The sequence below is a fragment of the Salinibacterium sp. G-O1 genome (assembly GCF_030063305.1).
Taxonomy (GTDB): Bacteria; Actinomycetota; Actinomycetes; order Actinomycetales; family Microbacteriaceae; genus Rhodoglobus.
The window spans coordinates 436,518-455,956 of sequence record NZ_JASISV010000001.1; the positions used below are offsets into that span (position 1 = coordinate 436,518).

The 19,439-nt window shown below is 62.7% G+C and carries 17 protein-coding genes; 7 read left to right on the plus strand and 10 right to left on the minus strand.

The features are described 5' to 3' along the window. Positions 1–14: 14 nt before the first annotated feature. Genes gcvPA through QMG83_RS02160 form a run of 4 tightly spaced genes read left to right on the plus strand, consistent with a single transcriptional unit; the run spans position 15 to position 5,676 of the window. On the plus strand, positions 15–1,421 hold the full coding sequence (gene gcvPA, locus QMG83_RS02145; protein ID WP_283503722.1) for an aminomethyl-transferring glycine dehydrogenase subunit GcvPA: 1,407 nt from the start codon (positions 15–17) through the stop codon (positions 1,419–1,421). After that, on the plus strand, positions 1,418–2,950 hold the full coding sequence (gcvPB, locus tag QMG83_RS02150; protein ID WP_283503723.1) for an aminomethyl-transferring glycine dehydrogenase subunit GcvPB: 1,533 nt from the start codon (positions 1,418–1,420) through the stop codon (positions 2,948–2,950). Before gcvPA ends, gcvPB begins: the two co-directional genes overlap by 4 nt. Then, entirely contained in the window at positions 2,950–4,683 is a 1,734-nt protein-coding gene (locus tag QMG83_RS02155) for an FAD-dependent oxidoreductase (protein WP_283503724.1), read from the plus strand. The genes gcvPB and QMG83_RS02155 overlap by 1 nt, the downstream gene beginning before the upstream one ends. 12 nt (positions 4,684–4,695) lie before the next feature. After that, a complete protein-coding gene (locus QMG83_RS02160; RefSeq protein ID WP_283503725.1) occupies positions 4,696–5,676 on the plus strand; it encodes an NAD-dependent epimerase/dehydratase family protein in 981 nt (326 codons plus the stop codon). A 47-nt stretch (positions 5,677–5,723) separates the two neighbouring features. Here QMG83_RS02160 and QMG83_RS02165 read toward each other — a convergent pair whose 3' ends face one another. The 8 genes from QMG83_RS02165 to QMG83_RS02200 are packed head-to-tail and all read right to left on the minus strand — an operon-like array spanning position 5,724 to position 14,277. Beyond that, on the minus strand, positions 5,724–6,806 hold the full coding sequence (locus QMG83_RS02165; protein ID WP_283503726.1) for an NADH:flavin oxidoreductase/NADH oxidase: 1,083 nt from the start codon (positions 6,804–6,806) through the stop codon (positions 5,724–5,726). 39 nt (positions 6,807–6,845) lie between these two features. After that, positions 6,846–7,127 carry a (2Fe-2S)-binding protein gene (locus QMG83_RS02170; RefSeq protein WP_283503727.1) on the minus strand — a complete coding sequence of 94 codons (282 nt, stop codon included), beginning with the start codon at positions 7,125–7,127 and terminating at the stop codon, positions 6,846–6,848. A gap of 26 nt (positions 7,128–7,153) precedes the next feature. Next, positions 7,154–8,098: a dihydrodipicolinate synthase family protein gene (locus tag QMG83_RS02175; RefSeq protein WP_283503728.1), complete on the minus strand. Its 945-nt coding sequence runs from the start codon at positions 8,096–8,098 to the stop codon at positions 7,154–7,156. 57 nt (positions 8,099–8,155) lie between these two features. Next, the gene (locus QMG83_RS02180) at positions 8,156–10,825 is read right to left on the minus strand and encodes an FAD-dependent oxidoreductase (RefSeq protein WP_283503729.1); all 2,670 of its coding nucleotides are present in this window, start codon (positions 10,823–10,825) and stop codon (positions 8,156–8,158) included. 3 nt (positions 10,826–10,828) lie between these two features. Next, positions 10,829–11,686, minus strand: coding sequence for an ABC transporter substrate-binding protein (locus QMG83_RS02185; protein WP_283503730.1), 858 nt, complete (start codon positions 11,684–11,686; stop codon positions 10,829–10,831). A 58-nt stretch (positions 11,687–11,744) separates the two neighbouring features. Then, positions 11,745–12,518 carry an amino acid ABC transporter permease gene (locus QMG83_RS02190; RefSeq protein WP_283503731.1) on the minus strand — a complete coding sequence of 258 codons (774 nt, stop codon included), beginning with the start codon at positions 12,516–12,518 and terminating at the stop codon, positions 11,745–11,747. Beyond that, entirely contained in the window at positions 12,518–13,315 is a 798-nt protein-coding gene (locus QMG83_RS02195; RefSeq protein ID WP_349357289.1) for an amino acid ABC transporter ATP-binding protein, read from the minus strand. Before QMG83_RS02195 ends, QMG83_RS02190 begins: the two co-directional genes overlap by 1 nt. Then, positions 13,312–14,277: a VOC family protein gene (locus QMG83_RS02200; protein WP_283503732.1), complete on the minus strand. Its 966-nt coding sequence runs from the start codon at positions 14,275–14,277 to the stop codon at positions 13,312–13,314. The genes QMG83_RS02195 and QMG83_RS02200 overlap by 4 nt, the downstream gene beginning before the upstream one ends. A gap of 290 nt (positions 14,278–14,567) precedes the next feature. On the opposite strand from QMG83_RS02200, the gene QMG83_RS02205 reads away from it, so the two are divergent. The 3 genes from QMG83_RS02205 to QMG83_RS02215 are packed head-to-tail and all read left to right on the plus strand — an operon-like array spanning position 14,568 to position 17,184. Continuing rightward, complete coding sequence (locus QMG83_RS02205; protein WP_283503733.1) at positions 14,568–15,350, plus strand: SDR family NAD(P)-dependent oxidoreductase; 783 nt, start codon at positions 14,568–14,570, stop codon at positions 15,348–15,350. Next, the gene (locus tag QMG83_RS02210; protein WP_283503734.1) at positions 15,351–16,127 is read left to right on the plus strand and encodes an SDR family NAD(P)-dependent oxidoreductase; all 777 of its coding nucleotides are present in this window, start codon (positions 15,351–15,353) and stop codon (positions 16,125–16,127) included. Between the two features lie 58 nt (positions 16,128–16,185). Beyond that, positions 16,186–17,184, plus strand: coding sequence for a 3-hydroxyacyl-CoA dehydrogenase (locus QMG83_RS02215; protein WP_283503735.1), 999 nt, complete (start codon positions 16,186–16,188; stop codon positions 17,182–17,184). 31 nt (positions 17,185–17,215) lie between these two features. Here the strand turns inward: QMG83_RS02215 and QMG83_RS02220 are convergent, their stop codons facing one another. Next, positions 17,216–18,133: an alpha/beta hydrolase gene (locus tag QMG83_RS02220; protein WP_349357290.1), complete on the minus strand. Its 918-nt coding sequence runs from the start codon at positions 18,131–18,133 to the stop codon at positions 17,216–17,218. 37 nt (positions 18,134–18,170) lie between these two features. Next, entirely contained in the window at positions 18,171–19,382 is a 1,212-nt protein-coding gene (locus QMG83_RS02225; protein ID WP_283503736.1) for a GAF domain-containing protein, read from the minus strand. Between the last annotated feature and the right edge of the window lie 57 nt (positions 19,383–19,439).

Consider the following 19,439-nt stretch of genomic DNA (forward strand, 5'->3'; position numbering starts at 1 on the left):
GGAAGGAAGCGAAAATGAGTCCGCTCACCCCTCATCCCTATATGGGGAATTCAACCGAAGCTGCCCACGAGAGAATGCTCTCTGCCGTCGGAGCCGCAGACGTGGAGGAACTGTTTGAGCAGATCCCCGCAGATCACTACGGGACGCAAGGCACCACGCTGCCGGACGGCATCGTCTCGGAGGCTGAGCTCGAGCGTCATGTCGACGGTATCCTCCGTTCGAATGCGAATACCCGTGATCACCTGAGCTTCCTCGGTGCGGGGAGCTGGCAGCACTATGTGCCTGCCGTATGCGATGAAATCGCGGGACGCAGCGAGTTCCTCACGTCAGTTTGGGGAACGCCGTCGTCGGATCACGGGCGTAACCAGGCGTGGTTCGAGTTCGCCTCCCAACTCGGAGAGCTCCTCGATCTCGAATTCGTTGGTCTGCCGGTGTACAGCTGGGGTTCGGCTGGCGGCAATGCGCTACGCATGGCGGCCCGGCTAACCGGACGCAGCCGGGTAATTGTCACCGCAGCCATCGACCCGGAGCGCCGAGCTGTCATCGAGAGCTACTGCGGTCAGCAGGGATCAGCCCGTGCACTGGAGATCATCGACCTCGGCTTCGACCCCGCGACGGGTCAGGTCGATCTAGAGGATCTCGCCGCAAAGCTGGATGACTCGATCGCGGCCGTCTACATTGACACCCCAAACTACCTCGGTGTCTTCGAGGCTCAGGCTGCGGAGATCACGGCGCTCGTCCACGCGGTGGGCGCCGAAATGATCGTGGGAACGGATCCCCTCAGTCTGGGGATCGTCGCACCCCCCGCGGCCTATGGGGCAGACATTGTCATTGGATCGACACAGCCGCTTGGCGTCCCCCTGAATGCGGGAGGAGGCGTCGGGGGGTTCATCGCGACGCGCGACGAGGAGAGGTACGCACGCGAATTCCCGACCCTTCAGGTCAGCATCACAGACACGTTGACCCCCGGTGAGCGTGCATTCGGGCTGACCCTGTTCGGGCAGAGCTCGTACGGATCGCGCGAAGAGGCAAATGACTGGACCGGCAACTCGGTCTACCTTTGGGCGATTCGCAACACTGTTTATATGGCGCTGATGGGGCCGGCCGGTTTCGCCGAAATCGGCACGACGATCATCTCCAATGCGCACGAGGCGGCCCAACGGGTCGCCGGTATTGACGGGATCACGGTGCGGTTCCCCTCGGGATATTTCAAAGAGTTCGTCGTCGACTTCAGCGACACAGGACTCACCGTCGCGGAGGTCAATCGACAGCTTTTGGCCGAGGGCATTTTCGGTGGCAAAGACCTCAGCGCCGACTTCCCGGAGCTTGGCCAGAGCGCCCTGTTCTGTGTAACCGAGGTGCACAACGAAAGTGACATTGATCGATTGATCAGTGCCCTCCGGAAGGCGGTACAGCGATGACTCGCAGCGAAATTCGACCATTCCATTCCGCGCGGTGGAGCGAGCCCGTCATCATGGAGATGGGTGCCCCGGGCCGACGCGGAACAGTGCCACCAGCAGCGTGGGGTGCCAGAGGCGCGGCAGAGCTCGTGCCGTCAGCGCTGCGCCGGACCGAGGCCCCGGGCCTGCCCGAGATGTCTGAGCCTGACGTGCTCCGCCATTACCTCCACCTGTCTCAGCAGACCATGGGCATGGTGGGCATCAGCCTCTTCGGCACCTGCACGATGAAGTACAACCCGCGAATCAGTGAGCGGATCATTGCGCGTCCCTATGTGGCAGATGTGCATCCCGCCCAGGACCCGTCCACGATGCAGGGCGTGCTTCAGATCGTCCACCAATTCTCGGAGGCGCTGACCGCCCTCTCGGGAATGCCAGCGTTCACCTTCCAGCCCGGGGGCGGAGCCGCAGCGGCTTTCACCCACGCGGCAGTGACGCGTGCCTATCACGCATCGCGGGGCGAGCAGGGGCAGCGAACCGAGATCATCACGACAGCACAGTCGCACCCATCCAGTCCGTCAACCGCTGCCGCGGCCGGGTTCGACGTGATCACGCTGCCGGTCGAAGAGAACGGGTATCCGTCAATCGAGGCGCTTCGGGCCGCGGTGAGCGACCGCACTGCTGCGTTGATGGTGAACAACCCTGACGACATGGGAATCTACAACCCCCATATAAAGGAGTGGGTCGACATCGTCCATGAGGCGGGCGGTCTGTGCTTCTACGACCACGCCAACTTCAACGGCGTCATGACTCGCCTCCGCGCCGCAGAGCTGGGTTTCGACGCGTGCATGTTCATGCTGCATAAGACGTTCGGCGTGACGAAGGGCGGCGGCGGACCCGCCGTGGGTGCTTACGGATGCTCGGAAGAGCTGAGCAAGTTCCTGCCTGGGCCGCGCGTAGAGAAGCTGAACGATGGTTATGGCCTCGTTGAGTCTCCCTCGAGCCTCGGGCGCATCCGGGAGTATCTCGGCAATGTGCCCCAGGTGATTGCTGCCTACACGTGGTTGAAAGCGATGGGCGGCAACGGCCTGCGCGAGGCTGCCGACCTCTCGGTGCTCACCAACAACTACATGGAGAAACGGATTCTCGAGATCCAGGGGATCACCAAAGCGTTCCCCGGCGTGACGAAGCGACGGCTGGAAATGACTCGCTTCAGCCTCGCTGAGATCACCGAGGAAACGGGTGTGACGGCGGTAGACATCCAGAACCGCATGACTGACTTTGGTATCGACGCCTATTGGCTCAGCCACGAACCGTGGATTGTTCCTGAGCCGTTCACACCGGAAGCGGGCGAGGCGTGGTCGATCGAAGACATCGACTACTGGATCGATGTGCTCGCACACGTGATCGACGAGGCCCGAAGCGACGCCGATCTTGTGAAGACATCACCTCACAACCAGGTCGTGGCCAGGGCGAATACGGCCGGACTCGATGATCCTGAACGTTGGGCAACGACGTGGCGGGCATACCAGCGGAAAAGTGGAAAACACTAGTGCGAATTCACAGTAAGGGCTTTGGCGCAGCGCCCGACGCGATCACGCTCAAATACAACGGCGCGAGCGTCGAAGCTCAGGCGAGCGACACTGTGGCGTCAGCGCTCATCGCGGCGGGTGACCCTGCTCTGCGCGTAGCCCGCGAGGACGACAAGCGTGGCGTCTTCTGCGGAATGGGAGTGTGTGCCGAATGCACGGTCATGATCGAGGGCAAGGGGGAGAGCCTCGCGTGCATGACCCCGGCCACGGATGGCATGGTGGTGGAATCCGCCGAACCTCGCCTTGATTTGCCGAGCCTGGAAACGGGATCATCCCTGCCAGAGTCGACCCTCACCCCGGATGTGGTCGTCATCGGAGCCGGCCCGTCAGGACTCGCGGCGGCAGCGGTTGCGGCGGAAAGCGGGCTCGATGTCGTGCTGCTCGACGAACGCGGCAAGCTTGGTGGCCAGTACTATAAGCAGCCGGCCCCTGACTTCGACCTTGACGAACATCAACTCGATGGCCAGTACCGACGGGGTCGCGCGCTCATCGGGCGGGCACGAGCATCCGGTGTCCACATCCTTGACCGCGCAAAAGTGTGGGGTGCGTTCGCTCCGGACCACATCGTCGCAGCGAGTCCGGTTGAACGATGGGTGATTCGCGCCAAACGTGTGGTGCTTGCCACGGGCGCCTACGAGCGCGGGGTGCCGATGCCGGGCTGGACTCTTCCCGGGGTCATGACGACCGGTGCAGCTCAAACGTTGTCCCGGTCATATCAGGTGTCGCCCGGACAGCGGGTGCTGGTCGCGGGTAACGGCCCTCTGAACATGCAGGTTGCGGCCGAACTGGCTGCGGCCGGAGCGACCGTGGTCGCCCTCGTTGAACTTGCCACTCCGGTGCGCGCGTCGAGCGTCCTCCAGAGCGCGACCATGGCGCTGTCGTCCCCCGGCCTCATCGTTGACGGAGTTAAGTACGGCCTCGCTCTGGCTCGCGCGCGGGTGCCCATCATCACGGGCAGTGCCGTCGTGAGGATGACCGGCGACGAGAGCGGCGTGACCGGCGCTGTCGTGGCACGCCTGGATGGCGACGGCACGCCGGTTCCTGGCACTGAGCGGTCCTTCGAGGTTGACGCCGTGTGCATGGGGTATGGCTTTCTCCCCTCCAATGAGATTGCACGGATGCTCGGCTGCAGCCATCGGTGGGACGAGTCCCTCAAGTCGCTCGTGGTTGAGCGTGATGAGGATGGCCGCACCTCCGTGCCCGAGACATACGTCATTGGTGATTCGGCACAGGTTCATGGTGCGAAGGTTGCGCAAGCTCGCGGAGTTATTGCGGGTGCATCGATCAGCGCGGATCTCACGGGAGCGGTGCCCGGCTCTCTCGAGCGAGAACTCGCAGCCGCTCGTCGCAACCTGGCGCGCAATATGCGCTTCCAGACAGCGCTGAACCGCATCTACGCGGCTCCCGTGCTGACCGTTGAGCTGGCCACGCCGGAAACGACGGTGTGTCGATGTGAGAGTCTCAGCTTCGACACGGTTTCGCGTGGTCTTGACGACCTCACGTCAAGCGCCGGCGCGAGCAAGCGAGTGTCGCGCGTCGGTATGGGCAAGTGCCAGGGCCGCTATTGCGGACCCGTGGTCGTTGCCCTGTCGGCGTTGCGCAGCGGTGTCTCGGTGGACGAGCGCTCTGGATTCGCGCCGCAGGTACCGTTCAAGCCGACACCGATATCCGTTATCGCCTCGCCGGAACAATAGGAGACTGATCTGGTGAGAGTTGTCGTTATTGGGGCCACGGGGCATGTCGGGGGATACCTGATTCCCGACCTCGTGGCTTCCGGCCACGAGGTCGTGGCTGTCAGCCGGAACGCGCGCCCTCGGTATCGTCAACACGATGCGTGGGACTCGGTGGAGCACGTCGTAATCGACCGCGACGCGGCCGAGCGCGCCGGCACTTTCGCGGAGGACATCGCGAGCCTCAACGGAGACGTCGTTGTGGACATGATCTGTTTCACCCCCGATTCGGCTCAACACCTTGTCGACGGACTTCGGGGCCGTGTTCTTCGGTTGATCATGTGCAGCACCATCTGGGTCAAGGGGCGTCTGGCATCGGTGCCGGCAGATGAAGACGTGGTGAGCGAACCATGGGGGGACTACGGCATCGACAAGGCCGCGATCGAGGAGATTCTGCGCCTCGAGTCACTGCGTCCAGGGGGGCTGCGAAGCACGGTCATTCGCCCCGGCCAGATCTGCGGGCCAGGATGGGCCGTCATCAATCCCCAGGGCCACGGTGGTCTCGAGGTATGGGAAACCATCGCTGCCGGGGAACCGGTGGCGTTGCCAAACTTCGGGTTGGAGACCCTTCACCATGTACATGCGAGCGACGTAGCCCAGGCATTTCAGCTGGCCATCGAACGCGAAACCGCTCCCGCGTTCGACGTCTTCAATGCCGTCGCCGCGCGCGCCAGTAATCTCCGGGGCCTCGCCGCTGCGATTGCGACGCGATTTGGTCGCGAGGTGGCCTTTGAATTCGTGCCGTTCGAGGCTTTCCGTGAGCGAGTGTCGCCGACCCAGGCATCGACATCATTCGAGCACATTTCCCGGAGCCAGGTGATGAGCATCGAACGTGCGAGGACTGAGTTGGGTTACCGACCTCGCTACTCGGCAGAGGACGCGGTCGCTGAGTCAGTCGGCTGGCTCTGCGAATCGGGCATGCTCTCAGCGAAGGCCGCCTCACGATGGTTGGGCTAAGAAACAACGTGTGACGGCCTGCGACTGAGTGGGCCAGGCCGTGCGGTCTACGGGATGCTGTTCCAGTATTTGGCCCGGTTGTATTGCCATGCCCACTCGAGTTCGCCACCCAGTTCTGACGCAGCACGAAGGGCAAAATGGGGTTCGCGCAGGAACTGACGCGCAACAAAGACGATGTCGGTGTCGCCGGTGACAATGGCAGCTTCTGCCTGCTGGGGCGATGTGATGAGACCGGCGACGGCAACAGGGATGTCGACCTCTGCGCGAATCTTGCGCGCCAGCGGCTGCTGGTAGCCGGGTCCGGGCACGATGTGTTGGCCCGGGCTGTTGCCACCCGAAGACACGCTGATGAGGTCGACACCGACGAGGCCACGAATCACCGCGATGGTGTCGTCCACCGTGACGCCGCCGGGTACCCACTCCGTGGCGGACAGGCGCACGACGAGCGGCATGTCGGCGGGAATCACTTCGCGGACCGCTCCGATTACCTCGCGAAGAAGGCGCGAGCGTCCGGCGTCGTCCTTCCCATATTCGTCGGTACGAGTGTTCGAGGTCGGGGACAGGAACTGCCCCAGAAGGTACCCGTGCGCGGCATGAATCTCAACAAGATTGAAACCGGCTTCGACAGCTCGGCGGGCGGCGGCGCGGTAGTCATCGACAACCTTCTTGATGCCAGCGATGTCAAGGGCGATGGGCGCCGCAAACGGCTCGTACGGTAGGTCGGTCGGTCCGACCGTGGCCCAACCGCCCTCGGCGGGCGGAACGTATCCCCGACCGCGCGTCGGTGGAGCGGTCGAAGCCTTGCGCCCCGCGTGGGAGAGCTGCATGCCGATGAGCGAGTCCATGCTGTGCACGAAATCGACAACTCGACGCCACCCGGTGGTGTGATCGTCATTCCAAAATCCTGCGTCATCGGGAGAGATTCGTCCCTCGGGGGAGACTGCGGTTGCTTCGGTCATGATTAGGCCGGCGCGCCCAAGCGCGTACGAGCCGTAGTGTGCCACATGGAAGTCGGCCGGGTGGCCATCGATCGAGGAGTACATGCACATAGGGGCAACCCAGAGGCGATGCGGAACGGTGAGTCCATTGATGGTAATCGGCTCAAACAGTTGAGACTTGGGGCTAGGCATACAAGGTCCTCTCGATGGAAATCACTCTAAAACTTGGGTTCACGGCTGGTCCGAAGCAAGTCCGGCTCCACGTTGTCGTTCGACGGTCAGGCCGTCCCGCACCCACGTGACACAGGTGCGGGTGTTGGGCACTCCATCGATCGTCATCACGCAGTCGAAGCAAATTCCCATACCGCAGAAATAACCTCGTGGCTCGCCTGATTCGTCTTCGCGAAGGTCATTTTGGCCGCACGCCATGATCGCGGCGGCGACGCTCTCGCCCTCGAACGCATCCTGCGTTACGCCATCGACGACGATGCGCACGCGAGCTCCACGTTCCATGCCGTGACCAGTAGTGCGGCCCGAACTCACGATTGACCCGCAGTGGGGGCGAGCAAGCCTTCGTCAACGAGAACGGCCCGCATAGCCGAAAGAGCCTCCGGGTCATTCACCGGCAGCCGGGGACGGCGAACGTGTCCGGCAGGCTGGTCCAGCATGTGCATCAACGCTTTCAGCTGTGACTGGTAGCCACCGTAGATTCCGGCCCAGCCGCCCGGAAGCCACAGCTTCGGGAAGAGACGATCCTGGATCGCCGCATACCGCTCCATGGATTCAAAGTCGCCTGCCCAGTAGCTCTCCCAGAACGCCGGGTCCGGAGCCCCGAAGAGGGAGCCCCCACCTACGGTGCCGTCGCCACCCTCTGTGCGAAGCACCTCCACACCACGAGCGGACATATACGGGCCGAAGACGCGCACGCGGTCACGCACGCGACGCGACGTCTCGAAGAACTGGTCGGCGTTCGGCGTGCTGTCCTTGATCGCGACGATCGAGTCGATGTCTGCCAGGCGGTCTGCGAGGTCAGAGTCGATATCGATGCCGGTGCCGTGCGGCCAGTTGTAGACGACTGTGGGCCCCTTGACTGCGGCACTGACCTCTTCGTACCAGGTCACCACTTCGTTGGGGAACAGTTTGATGTAGGGCGGCGGGGACACGAGCACACCGTCGGCGCCGGCGTCGAGAGCGTGACGTGCCAGCACCTGCACGTTCTCTACGGTGTTCGAGGTGCAGCCCACGAGCACCCGCATTCTTCCATTCGCTGCACCGACGGCCGTTTCGGCGACAGTTTTTCGTTCGTCGACACTTTGCGAGAACCACTCGCCGCACGTGCCATTGACTACGGCACCGTGCATCCCGCGTTCTACGTACTGTTCGATCAGTGCGTGCATCGTTTCGGTGTCGAGCGCGCCGGACTCAGTGAACGGGGTCACTACCGCGGGCAGGTACCCAGCCCAATCGATGTCATCACGATTCATTTCTCAGCTCCTATTATCTGGTTTTGCATAGCTTTGGTGGATTCTGTGGCGAACGTCTTACGACATCCGGTCAAGGGAGAAACGCTCGTGGAAGGGTGACGATCCCGTGTGCTGATTCAGGATCTGTTCAGACACCTGGTACGCGAAGATGGGGGAAAACGTGAACCCCGTAGTCGCAACGCAGGCGAAGTAACCAGGCACTTTCGCGGACTCGCCGACAATGGGTGACTTGTCTTCAGTAAAAGCGATCACCCCAGACCACGTGCGGATTACTCTGACATCGTCGAGAGCGGGAATGATCTCTCGGGCGACGTTGAGATTTCCGGAAGCGCTCTGCCACGTGGTGGGGTACCGGGTCGGGTAGGCGGACTCGCCCGTCGGCCAACCTCCACCCACAATGAACCCGCCGTGGGAGGTCTGCTTCAGTGTGAGCCGGCGGCCGATGTGCTGCACCATGGAGGGGAGCAAGTGCGGTCGGGCTTCGGTCACATTGACGTGCAGGCCTTCGCGCCTGATCGGGAAGTTGAGTCCCACCATTTCGGCGAGTTCGCCGGCCCAGGCCGCGGCACAATTGACGACACGGCGGGCGTAGAAGGTGCCCTGCGAGGTGTGCACAGTGAAACGTCGAGATGGGGATGCGTCGTTGACTTCGATGCCCAGCACCTCAGTGTGAGTCCTAATGGTGGCACCAGCCTCCGCAGCGCGCTGCGCGTAGAGCGGCGCGGTGGTGAGTGGATTGGCGTGCCCTTCCAGGCCACAGTACGTTGCCCCCAGGACCCTGTCCGAAAAGTACGGAGCCCGATCGCGGAGTTCCGCGCCCGTGAGCACTTCGGTTTCTATTCCGGCTTCGGCTTCGAGAAGGTGTTTTTCGTGCAGGATCTGCAGCTGTTCCGCAGTCTCGGCGACCATCCAGCCGCCGGTCTGGTGAAGACCAACGTCGGCTCCAAGTTCCTTGCTGAGGCCCTTCCACAGCTCATAGGCTCGGACGCTGTCACGGGCATCGCCGAGCAGGCGGTCCCTGTCTGCCGTGGTTCCTGCGCCCGAGAGCTGGTGGATGGCAAGTTGAAAGTGAAAGCTTCCGGCATTGGTGCCCGAGGCTTCCCGATTCAGCTCCCCTCGTTCGAGGAGCGTCACCTCCACGCCCTCTTTCGCGAGGTAATAGGTGACAGCCGCGCCGGCGATCCCACCGCCGATGACCAGGACGTCGACCTCTTCAGCGTTCTCCGGGGCCTCAGAGAACAGCCGCTCAGCGCGCACAGGTTTGGTCGAGTCGGCCTTGGTGTCGAAAAGGCCGGGGTCTGAAACGTTCGCGTTTGCGATCGCGCTGATCGGTGTTGGTCGCACAGGCATTCGGGGAGTCGTCGGCGCAACTTCGGAGATCGACACTCCTCGGTTCTCGGCAATCATCGATGCAATATGGCGGCCGCACATCCGCCCCTGGCACGGGCCCATTCCTGCGCGAGTCAGCCCCTTCACCGCACTCACGTCGGGAGCCTGATCGATCGCCTCCGCGATCGCGGAGAGCTTTATGCCCTCGCAGCGACAGACCGTGGTGTCGTGCGTGGCGAGCTCGAAGATGCCATCGCCGACGTGGTACATGCGTTCAGCGGCCGCGGTGAGGGCCCGGCGGCGCTTGAGCGCTGAGAGAAGCCGAGATGCGCGAGCCGCGGCTTCCTCGTCGGTGAGCGCGTCGGCGTCGGTGGCCACAGCCAACGCCGCCAACCGTCCTTCGTCTGCAGCGACCGCGGAGCCTTCGACTCCGGTTCCGTCGCCAGCCGCGTAGATACCGGCAACGCCGGTGCGACACCACTCGTCTCGGCGGACAACGGGTCCGCCGAGATCCTCGTTGTCGTCGAATTCGCAGCCGACCAGCCGGAGGAGTTCGGTGGCGGGGGAGAATCCGTAGCCGACGCAGAGCACGTCGGCGTCGATGATCTCTTCTGTGCCCGGCAGCACCCGCCAATGCTCATCTACCGCCGCGTGAACGACGCGTTCGACGTGCCCCTCGCCTTCTGCGCGCACGACAATGCGACCGTACCTCAGGGGAATCCTGTGCTTAAGAAGGGAAGCTCGATACTTCGCCGCGTCACGGAGAAGCCCGACGTTGCCGGGCGCGGCCAGGGCAACCCGTGCGAGATCTGTGATGCAGGGAGCGGGGCCCGACTCGAGAGCTGTCACGATATTTGCCCCATAGCCGGCGAGCTGGGCGGGGAATGCGAGAGCTACGGGGCCGGACCCGGCGAAGACGATGCGGTCGCCGGGAATTACAGCCTGTGTCTTTGCCAATGTTTGGAGGCCGCCAGCGGTGATAACCCCGGGAAGCGTCCAACCCGGAAACACCACGGGCCGGTCGTTGGCGCCCGCGGCGATAACGACCCGGGCAGCCGACATCCGCTCGACGGTCTGACCCTCTCGCTGCACCATCGCGGTCCAACCGTGCGGGGAGGGTTCGACGCTGACCACACTCGCCCGCAGGACGATCTCGGCGCCGCTCCGCGCCGCCTCGTCGATGAGGCGGCGGCCAGCGCGGTACTGCGCACCCATTGCTCGAGGGTCTGTAACCCGCATCCCGGGGCCAGGTTGTTTGTATACCTGGCCCCCGAGAGTTGGGCGTTCATCGATGAGCGCTGTCTTCAGGCCTGCGGCCGCTGCCGTGGAGGCAGCAGCCATTCCGGCGGGACCGCCCCCCACCACGAGGACATCGAAAACACGCTCATCTTCTTGCATTGGTTAGCAGCCACCCGGCATGTCGGGCATTTCGGGTGCCATGATCGAGCGGTACAGGTCGGCGAGTGTGCCGTCGTTCTGCACCTTGCAGAGGAACGCGTCAAGCTTTGACACCAGGGCGCTGTTGTCCTTCTGAACTCCCCACGAGCCGTAGTAGAGGCTCAACGGACCATCCACCTTGGCCTGTGCCAGCTGGTTGGGGTTGGCAATGCTGAACTGGGCGAGAATATAGTCCTCGACGACGACCGCAGCCGCACGACCGGTGGCAACCTCAAGAAGCGCTGCATTCTGGTCGGGGAATCCGCTGACGGTGGCGTTGGGGAAGTTGTCGCGGATCAGCTGTTCGTTGCTCGAACCCTGAAGGGCCGTGATGATCACACCCTCCTTATTGAGCTCATCGATCGTCAAGCTCGTGCTGTCCCCTTCGGGCACAGCGAGAATGCTGCTGTAGGGAATGTAGCCGCGGGAGAAGTCGATAACTTTCTTCCGCTCATCGGTGGCACTAAGGCCGACGGAGACCATGTCGAACTGCTTGGCCTGCAGCCCTGGAATCAGGCCAGCAAAGTCCAGGTTCTTGATCTCGAGTTCAACTCCCATCTCTTCGGCGAGTGCGTTGAGAAGCTCGACGTCGTAGCCAGTGGGCTTGTCGCCCTCGAGGTACATCTGCGGCTTGTACTGAAGGTTCATTCCGACGACGAGAACTCCTGGCGTCATCAGTCCGTCGTTCTCCGGGGCGGCGGATTCTTCAGTGGCGCCTCCGCTGGCGCCCCCGCTGGCGCACGCTGAAAGCACTAACGCTGCAGCTGCCATTGTCGCAACGAGCGGCAACTTCAGGGCCTTCCTGACGGATCGTGTCTTCATGCTGTTCTCCTTCTGGTTGTTTGTTGAGGTGTGATTGGGCGACGGGTTGAGGTCTGCGCTACTTCACAAAGAGCTGCGCGGTGGCAAGGGAGCTGGCCCTGGTTTTGGCAACGATCTTGTCGATGTTGCGACGTTGACGGGCCCTGATCGCGCGCCCGAGAAGGGCCTTGGGTGGGCGAACGTAGACGCCCTCGACGAGCCTGAAGACCAGGTCGATCGCGAATGCGGCGATCACGTAGATGATCGCCGCTGCCGTGTACAGCACGAAGGGCTGGAATGTCGTCGCAACCAGGTTCTGTGTGACGCGGACGACCTCGAGCAGGCCGATCACCGTGAACGTGGAGGTGTCTTTGACCATCCCGATGTACATGCTGCCGATGTTTGGCAGTGCAATCTTGATCGCCTGAGGAAGGGAAACCGAGAAGAAGATCTGGCTCGTACGCATCCCCAACGCCCAGCCGGCTTCCGTATGTCCGTGCGGGACAGCGGTGAGTGCAGAGCGGAAGATCTCCGCAAGGAAGGCGCTGTAAAGCATCGACAGCGCGATCACGCCTGCCTGGAACACGCTGAAGCTGATACCGAGTACCAACGAGAGGCCAAAGTAGACCCAGATGACACTCACGAGGGCTGGAACGCCACGGAACACGTTGATGTAACCGACGGCAATCCAGCTAACGGACCTGGGGCCGTTTCGCAGGACCGCCAGCAGCAGCCCAACCACTGTCGAGATCAGGAGGGCGACTGTGGACACCGACAACGCCGTCCACATTCCGTTGATCAGGGCCCCGCGGTTGTCCCAGATGAGTCCCCAGTCAAAGTCGAACAGGCTCATCACTTCACCGCTTTCAGGAATTCTTTGGCTCGTTCGGTTGTGCAGTTGTCGTAGAAGCCGCGCGGCCCCGATTCAACGATTCGTCCGTTTTCCATGAACACGTTGAGATCGCCAATTTCCCGAGCGAAACCAAACTCGTGAGTGACGACCACAATGGTCATCCCCGTCTCCGCAACCTCGCGCATGCTCTTCAGCACCTCGCCAACGAGCTCAGGGTCAAGCGCGGAGGTCGGTTCATCGAAAAGGATCACATCCGGATCCAGCGCCAGGGCTCGCGCGATGGCAACGCGCTGCTGTTGACCACCAGATAGCTCAGATGGGTAGTGCCCGGCTCGCTCAAGGAGGCCCACCTTTCGCAAGGCTTCCGCTGCATGTTCGCGCGCGTCGCTCATGCTCTTTCCCTGCGCTTTGCGCTGTGGCAGCGCGACATTATCAAGAGCGCACAGGTGGGGGAATAGGTTGAATTGCTGGAAGACCATTCCCACTTTGCGCCGCAACTGCAGCTTTGTTCCGCGCTTCAGGTTCTCATCGGCAAACCCGGGGCCGTACTCGACTCCATCAACCTTCAGCGAGCCCTTGGTGGGTTCTTCGAGAAGGTTGATGCTGCGCAGCACGGTGGACTTTCCCGAGCCCGAGGGGCCGAAAAGCACGACGTGCTCGCCCTGATGAATATCGAGGTTGATTCCGTGCAGAACTTCCGTCTGCCCGAAGGATTTGTGGAGTCCCCGAATCTGAACGATGGGGGTTTTGACAGCGTTGCCGCCGGCGGGTCGCATTTCGTCGACACGGGTACTCATGCGCGGACCTCCGTAATAGAGACATAAAGGCCGGCTGGATCCTGGAAGTACGCGTAGCGCCACACCTGGCCGTCCGTCATCGTGATCTCGACGGGCTCGCCAACGAGGGGGATGTCCATGGCCTTCAAATAGGCGAGTGCAAGGTCGAGGTTCCGGGCGCCGATGGCGAATTCGAAGGTGCCGAGGTGGCCCCATTCACCGCGCATGTCTGCGCCAGGTGGGTCCTGTTCGACGGGTTCAAGTGCCCCACCGTGCGGGCTCGTCAGCAGCATCATCCGCTGGACTGGTGGTACCCGGCCAACTGATTCGAACCATGGGTTCATCGGCGTGTTCACCCCGCTGGCATCGAATAGTTTGCCGGTGAAACCCAGTTTTCGGTAGAAAGCCTCGGTTTGCTCGATATCGGTGACCCCGAAAGCGACGTGATTTACCCCTTGAGGGCCGCTCGGATGCGGCCACCCTGATTCGAGCGTTGACCATTCGATGAGCTCGATCTTTGCGCCATCGGGATCTTCGACATACGAGAGCCCGCAATGCGTCTGGTACGGATCGAGAACCTGCTCGTCGGGCTCCATCAGGCTTGTATGGCCCGATGCGACTAGTGATTGGTAGAACTCGGCCTGGCCCTTGACGTGCAGGCACACCTCGCAGATGCCCGGCTCGCCATAGGCGAATCCCTCCGGGAGTGGCCCCTGCTCGCGGCTCGTGATCTGAACCAGCTTCACACCGGATCGGCCTAAGACGGTGGGGTTGATGCTGCGCAAGTAAACGACGCGGGCTTCCGTTGAATCGTGTCCTGTTGCCTCCTGAAGGCCGCCCAGGGGTCCGGCGTAGTCGAACACGACGTCCGAGAAGCCCAGTTGCGCATAGAACTCGAGCGATGAATCCATGTCGGAGACGCCCACGCCGATGTGATCAAGGCCTATCAACGAACCAAAACCATGGGTGGCCTGACTGGTCATCCGAATCCTCCGGTGCTCATGTGACGGCTACCCGGCGCCGGCACCAACTCGGGGTTAGGTGCCTGATCCAGGATGACGGCGTGGTCGCCTAGGGGAAAAGGTTTGCACACCGAACGTTTGAACGCAAGGCGAACATAAAAGTTCGCCTTGCGTTCAAAGGTTCGCATATCGTACAGTTTTGGGATGCGGCCCCCGTATTTCCCACGGGTGCATCGTCAGTGTCATATGGCGAGGTTTGCCCCGCGGAACGCAGAACCGCACTTGCCCGCCGACGAAGCGTTGTAGGAGAAATGGACGAATCAGCAGATGCACGCGGATCGACCGACTCACCAACGGAATTTGTGTCGCGCCGTTTTCTCGTGACCGGCGGAGCCCGGGGTATCGGGGCCGCGGTCGTCCGGCGTCTGTCGAGTGCGGGCGCCTCCGGACTCATCGTTGATCAGACGGTGGATCCTGCGGCACCCACCGCATGGCCGGCAGTAGCGGTAGATGTCACAGATGAAGCCGCCGTGCGCGATGCCATCCAGGCAGACGTTGAAGAAAATGGCCCATTTGATGGGCTTGTCGCGGCGGCGGGAGTTGTGCCCAGTTGGCATAGCCCAACCGACGTTGACCTCGAGATGTTGAATCGAACCCTCGCTGTAAACGTCACCGGGTTCGTCGCAGCCATGAAGTACGCTGCACGCGACATGCCTCGGGGGTCAACCATCGTCGCTATCGGGTCGCTCAATTCATGGCGTGGAGACCCGAACCTGCTCGCATACGCGGCAAGCAAACATGCAGTCCTAGGAGTCGTCCGTTCGGCTGCGCAGTCGCTCGGTCCCCGGGGCATCCGAGTGAATGCCGTCGCCCCCGGACCTGTCGCGACCGACGCACTGCTGGAGCGAATGGAATCCAGAAGCGCGATCACGGGAATGACCCAGACCGAGGCGCTGATGGCCGCTGAACGACTTACCGCATTGGGGTCACTCGCGACGCCTGACGACATCGCTGACGCGGTGATGTTCCTGTCCGGCCGCAGTTCCGCCGCGATTACTGGGCAGATTGTCGCTGTCGACGGAGGGCTGCTCTAGATGCACACGACAAGTGGCTTGGATCTTGACGGCCGTTCCGCATTGATCACCGGGGTTTCAGGCGCGATTGGATCCCTTATCGCCTCTACATTCGTCGAGCGTGGCGCGCGAGTGGCTGGCACCTATCGAAGCCGTGAGGCGGCAGCAGAAGGTGCGCTGGCAGCAGCGCTCCCCGGGCGCTCGACTCTCTTCCGCGCAGAGCTGGATTCTGCGCCATCCGCCCGGGAGCTATGGCGTCGCGTCGAAGAGTGGCACGACATGGACACCCTTGTCGTCAACGCAGCCGCGATGACCCACGCTCCGTTGGCCGGCGACGATACCGACGCCTGGGACAGCAGCTGGGAGCGCTCATTCCAGGTCAACGTGCTTGGCGCGGCGACACTCATGCGCGAGGCCGCTTTGTCGTTCTCGCAACGAGGGTTCGGAAGCATCATCGCGATTTCGAGTTGGGCCGCCGAGCAGGGCTCCCGCCTGCCCGATGCCAACGCTTATGCGGCCTCGAAAGCGGCGCTTCGTAACTTCGGGCAAACGTTGGCACGCTCGTATGCCCGCGATGGCGTACGCGTGTACGTCGTGGCGCCAGGTGTTGTTGGCGGCGGGATGGGAACTTCCGGTTTAAGTCCCGACGAAATTCAGGCAGCAGCGGACGGACTGGCGATGGGACACCATGTAGACCCTCGCGAGGTGGCGGAGCTGACAGCTTTTCTGGCAACCGATCGATGTCCGAGCCTGACGGGTTCGACCATCGACCTCAACGGCGCGTCGTACATCCGCTAGTGACCAGCGTCACGCCCGCGCCACGCGCGCTTCAACCTCTCGAACGGGCCACACTCATATGACAATTTATTCGACCTCCAACCTCGAACAACCTGACTCCGAGATCCAGTCGGTCGCAATTGTCGGCGCTGGCAGCATCGGAATCGCGTGGTGCATCGTCTTCGCGAGTGCCGGTGTTGACGTTCGGATCTTCGAGCTCGATGAGACCCGACGGGAGTCGGCCCTGGCGGCAGCGGAGTCATTGCTGCACGAAATGCATGGCGCTGGACTGCTCTCGGAGCCGGTTGACGACATCCTCGTGCGGATGAGCGTGTGGGAGACGCTGGCCGAGGTTGTTTCCGGAGTCGGGTACGTGCAGGAGTGCGTCGTCGAGAATATCGATGTGAAGCGCGAACTCTTCCACCAGCTGGATCAGTTGACGCCAAAAGAGGTCGTGCTTGCAAGCTCGACGTCTGCAATTCCGTCCTCGAAATTTGCGGGCGAACTTGAAGGCCGTGATCGTTGCCTCGTGGTTCACCCGGCGAACCCGCCATACTTCCTCCGCGTCGCTGAGATCGTTCCCGCCGAGTTCACCTCGTCCGCGACGGTTGCAGCGACAGCCGCAATCCTCAGGCGCGTGAGGATCTCACCCGTCCTTCTCAACACCGAGATAGAAGGATTCGCTTTCAACCGCCTGCAGGGAGCGCTCCTACGAGAGGCCTACTGCCTGGTGCGGGACGGAGTAATTTCAGCGGTTGACCTCGACACGCTCGTGAGGGAAGGGCTCGGGAGGCGATGGTCAGTCGTCGGCCCTTTTGCCACGAGCGAACTAAACACTCGCGGTGGCCTTCGCCAACACTCCGAGGTTCTGGGTGCGGTGTACGCCCGATTCGGCCTCGAACGCGGTCTCGAGAACCCATGGACGCCCGCCACCATCAATACGGTCGCCAACGCGATCGAGCAGGATTTGCCCTTCGGTAACTGGGAAGAGAACGTGCGCGAGCGTGACCACGCGATGATCAAGGTCGCGTCACTTCTTAAGGGCTTCGAGAACCCGCTGGTGCGGGGCGAATCCTAGGAGCCCACTACCGCGCGCCGATCCGAAGCTCTCACGAGGGTTCCGGTTCGACGATCGCGCGATGCAGGTCCTGAACGGCGAGGGCGACGTCGAGTGGCGCGTCAAAAGGCTGATTGTGCCCGCTCGCGCTGAGCCGGTGATCGATCAGACGCGTGAAGCGAGCGGTGTGCTCGTCGCGGGTGCGCGGCGTGATCATGGGGTCCTGGGTGGGGTCGATGACGATCGCGGGGACGTCGATGGTGGGAAGTTGCGCGAGGAGGTGTTCATCCTCGTCGTATTCCGGGGCGCCCGGCGCGAGCCCGAAGCGGTGGCGGTATGAGTGGATTACCACCTCCACAAAGTCAGGATTGTCGAACGACCCGGCTGCTCGCTCGAAGTCGGCGCCGGAGATGGCGCGTTCTGGTGACCACTCGCTCCACAACTGCATGGCTAGCTCGCGTCGATACCGGGTCAGTCCTGCCCGCCCGCGCTCGCCGTGGAAGTAATACTGATACCAGTCCAAGTTCTCATCCCAGGGTGGTGCTGGTTCGCTAGAAGAGGCAATGTCCTGGATGGAATCACCACCGAGCGCGACCACGCCACCGATGTGTCCCGGGCTGAGCGCGGCCGCCACGCAGGCAGCGCGGCCTCCCCAGTCGAAGCCGACGACGATGGGTGCCTTCAGCGACAGCGTGTCGATCAGCTGCAACACGTCGCGCCCGATCGCGGCCTGTTGACCGGACCGTTGAGTCGCCGCCGAGGTGAACCGGGTTGGTCCGAATCCGCGGAGGTAGGGAACGAGAACCCTGGCCCCGGCCGAGGCTAGTGTCACAGCGACGGCAGAGTAAGAATGCGGGTCGTAAGGAAACCCGTGTAGAAGCAGAACGGGCCACCCGTCCTGCGGGCCGGCGGTTTCGATGCCGACCTCCAACGGGCCGCTGGTCACCGATAGGTACGAGTACATCGTCATGAAATGTCTCCTGGTTCGTGCCCCCGACCGCCCTGAATTACGAGACGAGGACGGCGAGCTCTCGTTCAATTCTGAAGGCGAGTTCCCTGAGGAAGCTGAGCTGTTCGTCGGTGGGCGCGGGCCGCGGACGGCTGTCGAACACGCAGATGGCGCCGATGCGCACCCCGTCTGGAGCCTTGATCGGGTAGCCAGCGTAGAAACGAACATCGGTGGACGGCACGGCCCGATCGTCGTGGCGCGCGTCCGGGACGACGAAGTGGGTGGCCGACTGGACGGTGGTGGCGCAAAAGGACTGGTCGAGCGGCGATTCCGAGTGTGAGACACCCACGGCGGACTTATGCCACTGCCGACCCTCGTCGATGAGCGTAAAAGCGGCACTCTCGGTGCCGAACATGGTGCGCGCCATCCGCACGATGCGATCGAAACGTTCTTCCGGAGGAGAGTCGAGGATGCCCGTCCGGCGGAGGGCAGCCAGTCGGTCATCCTCGGTTTGAGCGGTTCCCCTAACAGTGTGGTCGCGACGCGACTCGTCTGAGCGCAGGAGCGGCACGAGCACATGGGCGACGTTAAGGGCGGCCTGACGGTATTCCTCAGGTCCTCGGTATCGATCGTCTGATGGTTCCAGTGGCACCGGGAGCAGGTCCGCCCTCGACACCGGGGATACGTAGATGGTGGAGCTTCGTTTTTCGCAGAGGCTTTGGGTGACGCTGTTGAGACGTTCGGCCCATCGATCGATCAGCCCGCCGGGACGGGTTCCGAAGAACGGTATTCCGCTGGGGGATGACACCCCGACTATCACCACGGGATGCACGCCCATCGCATCTTCGAGAGCATCGAGGAGTCCGTCCATATGGCGTCTCCAGCGCCGCACCGAGATCAGCTGGAACGCATCACTCGCGCCGACAAAGACGATGACGGCGTCACAGGCACCCATCGGCACTGCGGATAGCGATCTCACGGCGGTCGCTATCGTCATGCTTGGGTCGGCGTGGATGCGGACTTCCGACCCGCGCCCGGTGGCGACGCTGAGCGCCCGAGCCAACTGCCCGGGCACGGCGAGGTCGTGGGTGAGCACTCCCCATCCGACAGCGAGGCCGTTGCCGACGACGAACACGCAGTCCGGGTCAACGCCCGATGCGTGAGCGACGGGCGTATCCAGGGGGCGGACCGGCAGGTCGTCGACGAGGTTGCGCCATCGATAGACGTGTCTCATCCACAGCCCGCCCACAGCGGAGATCAGTCTTGGCACTGATACACCGTAAGTAAATTCATCGCCATTCAGCAGACCGCCACTCCGAATGACGGG

Excerpts from the sequence above, each read along its gene's own strand:
- QMG83_RS02205 (WP_283503733.1), top strand. The coding sequence starts at position 14,568 with ATGGACGAATCAGCAGATGCACGCGGATCGACCGACTCACCAACGGAA.
- QMG83_RS02175 (WP_283503728.1), bottom strand. The coding sequence starts at position 8,098 with ATGAATCGTGATGACATCGATTGGGCTGGGTACCTGCCCGCGGTAGTG.
- QMG83_RS02195 (WP_349357289.1), bottom strand. The coding sequence starts at position 13,315 with ATGAGTACCCGTGTCGACGAAATGCGACCCGCCGGCGGCAACGCTGTC.
- QMG83_RS02190 (WP_283503731.1), bottom strand. The coding sequence starts at position 12,518 with ATGAGCCTGTTCGACTTTGACTGGGGACTCATCTGGGACAACCGCGGG.
- QMG83_RS02200 (WP_283503732.1), bottom strand. The coding sequence starts at position 14,277 with ATGACCAGTCAGGCCACCCATGGTTTTGGTTCGTTGATAGGCCTTGAT.
- gcvPB (WP_283503723.1), top strand. The coding sequence starts at position 1,418 with ATGACTCGCAGCGAAATTCGACCATTCCATTCCGCGCGGTGGAGCGAG.
- QMG83_RS02215 (WP_283503735.1), top strand. The coding sequence starts at position 16,186 with ATGACAATTTATTCGACCTCCAACCTCGAACAACCTGACTCCGAGATC.
- QMG83_RS02180 (WP_283503729.1), bottom strand. The coding sequence starts at position 10,825 with ATGCAAGAAGATGAGCGTGTTTTCGATGTCCTCGTGGTGGGGGGCGGT.
- gcvPA (WP_283503722.1), top strand. The coding sequence starts at position 15 with ATGAGTCCGCTCACCCCTCATCCCTATATGGGGAATTCAACCGAAGCT.
- QMG83_RS02165 (WP_283503726.1), bottom strand. The coding sequence starts at position 6,806 with ATGCCTAGCCCCAAGTCTCAACTGTTTGAGCCGATTACCATCAATGGA.
- QMG83_RS02220 (WP_349357290.1), bottom strand. The coding sequence starts at position 18,133 with ATGACGATGTACTCGTACCTATCGGTGACCAGCGGCCCGTTGGAGGTC.
- QMG83_RS02210 (WP_283503734.1), top strand. The coding sequence starts at position 15,351 with ATGCACACGACAAGTGGCTTGGATCTTGACGGCCGTTCCGCATTGATC.
- QMG83_RS02170 (WP_283503727.1), bottom strand. The coding sequence starts at position 7,127 with ATGGAACGTGGAGCTCGCGTGCGCATCGTCGTCGATGGCGTAACGCAG.
- QMG83_RS02185 (WP_283503730.1), bottom strand. The coding sequence starts at position 11,686 with ATGAAGACACGATCCGTCAGGAAGGCCCTGAAGTTGCCGCTCGTTGCG.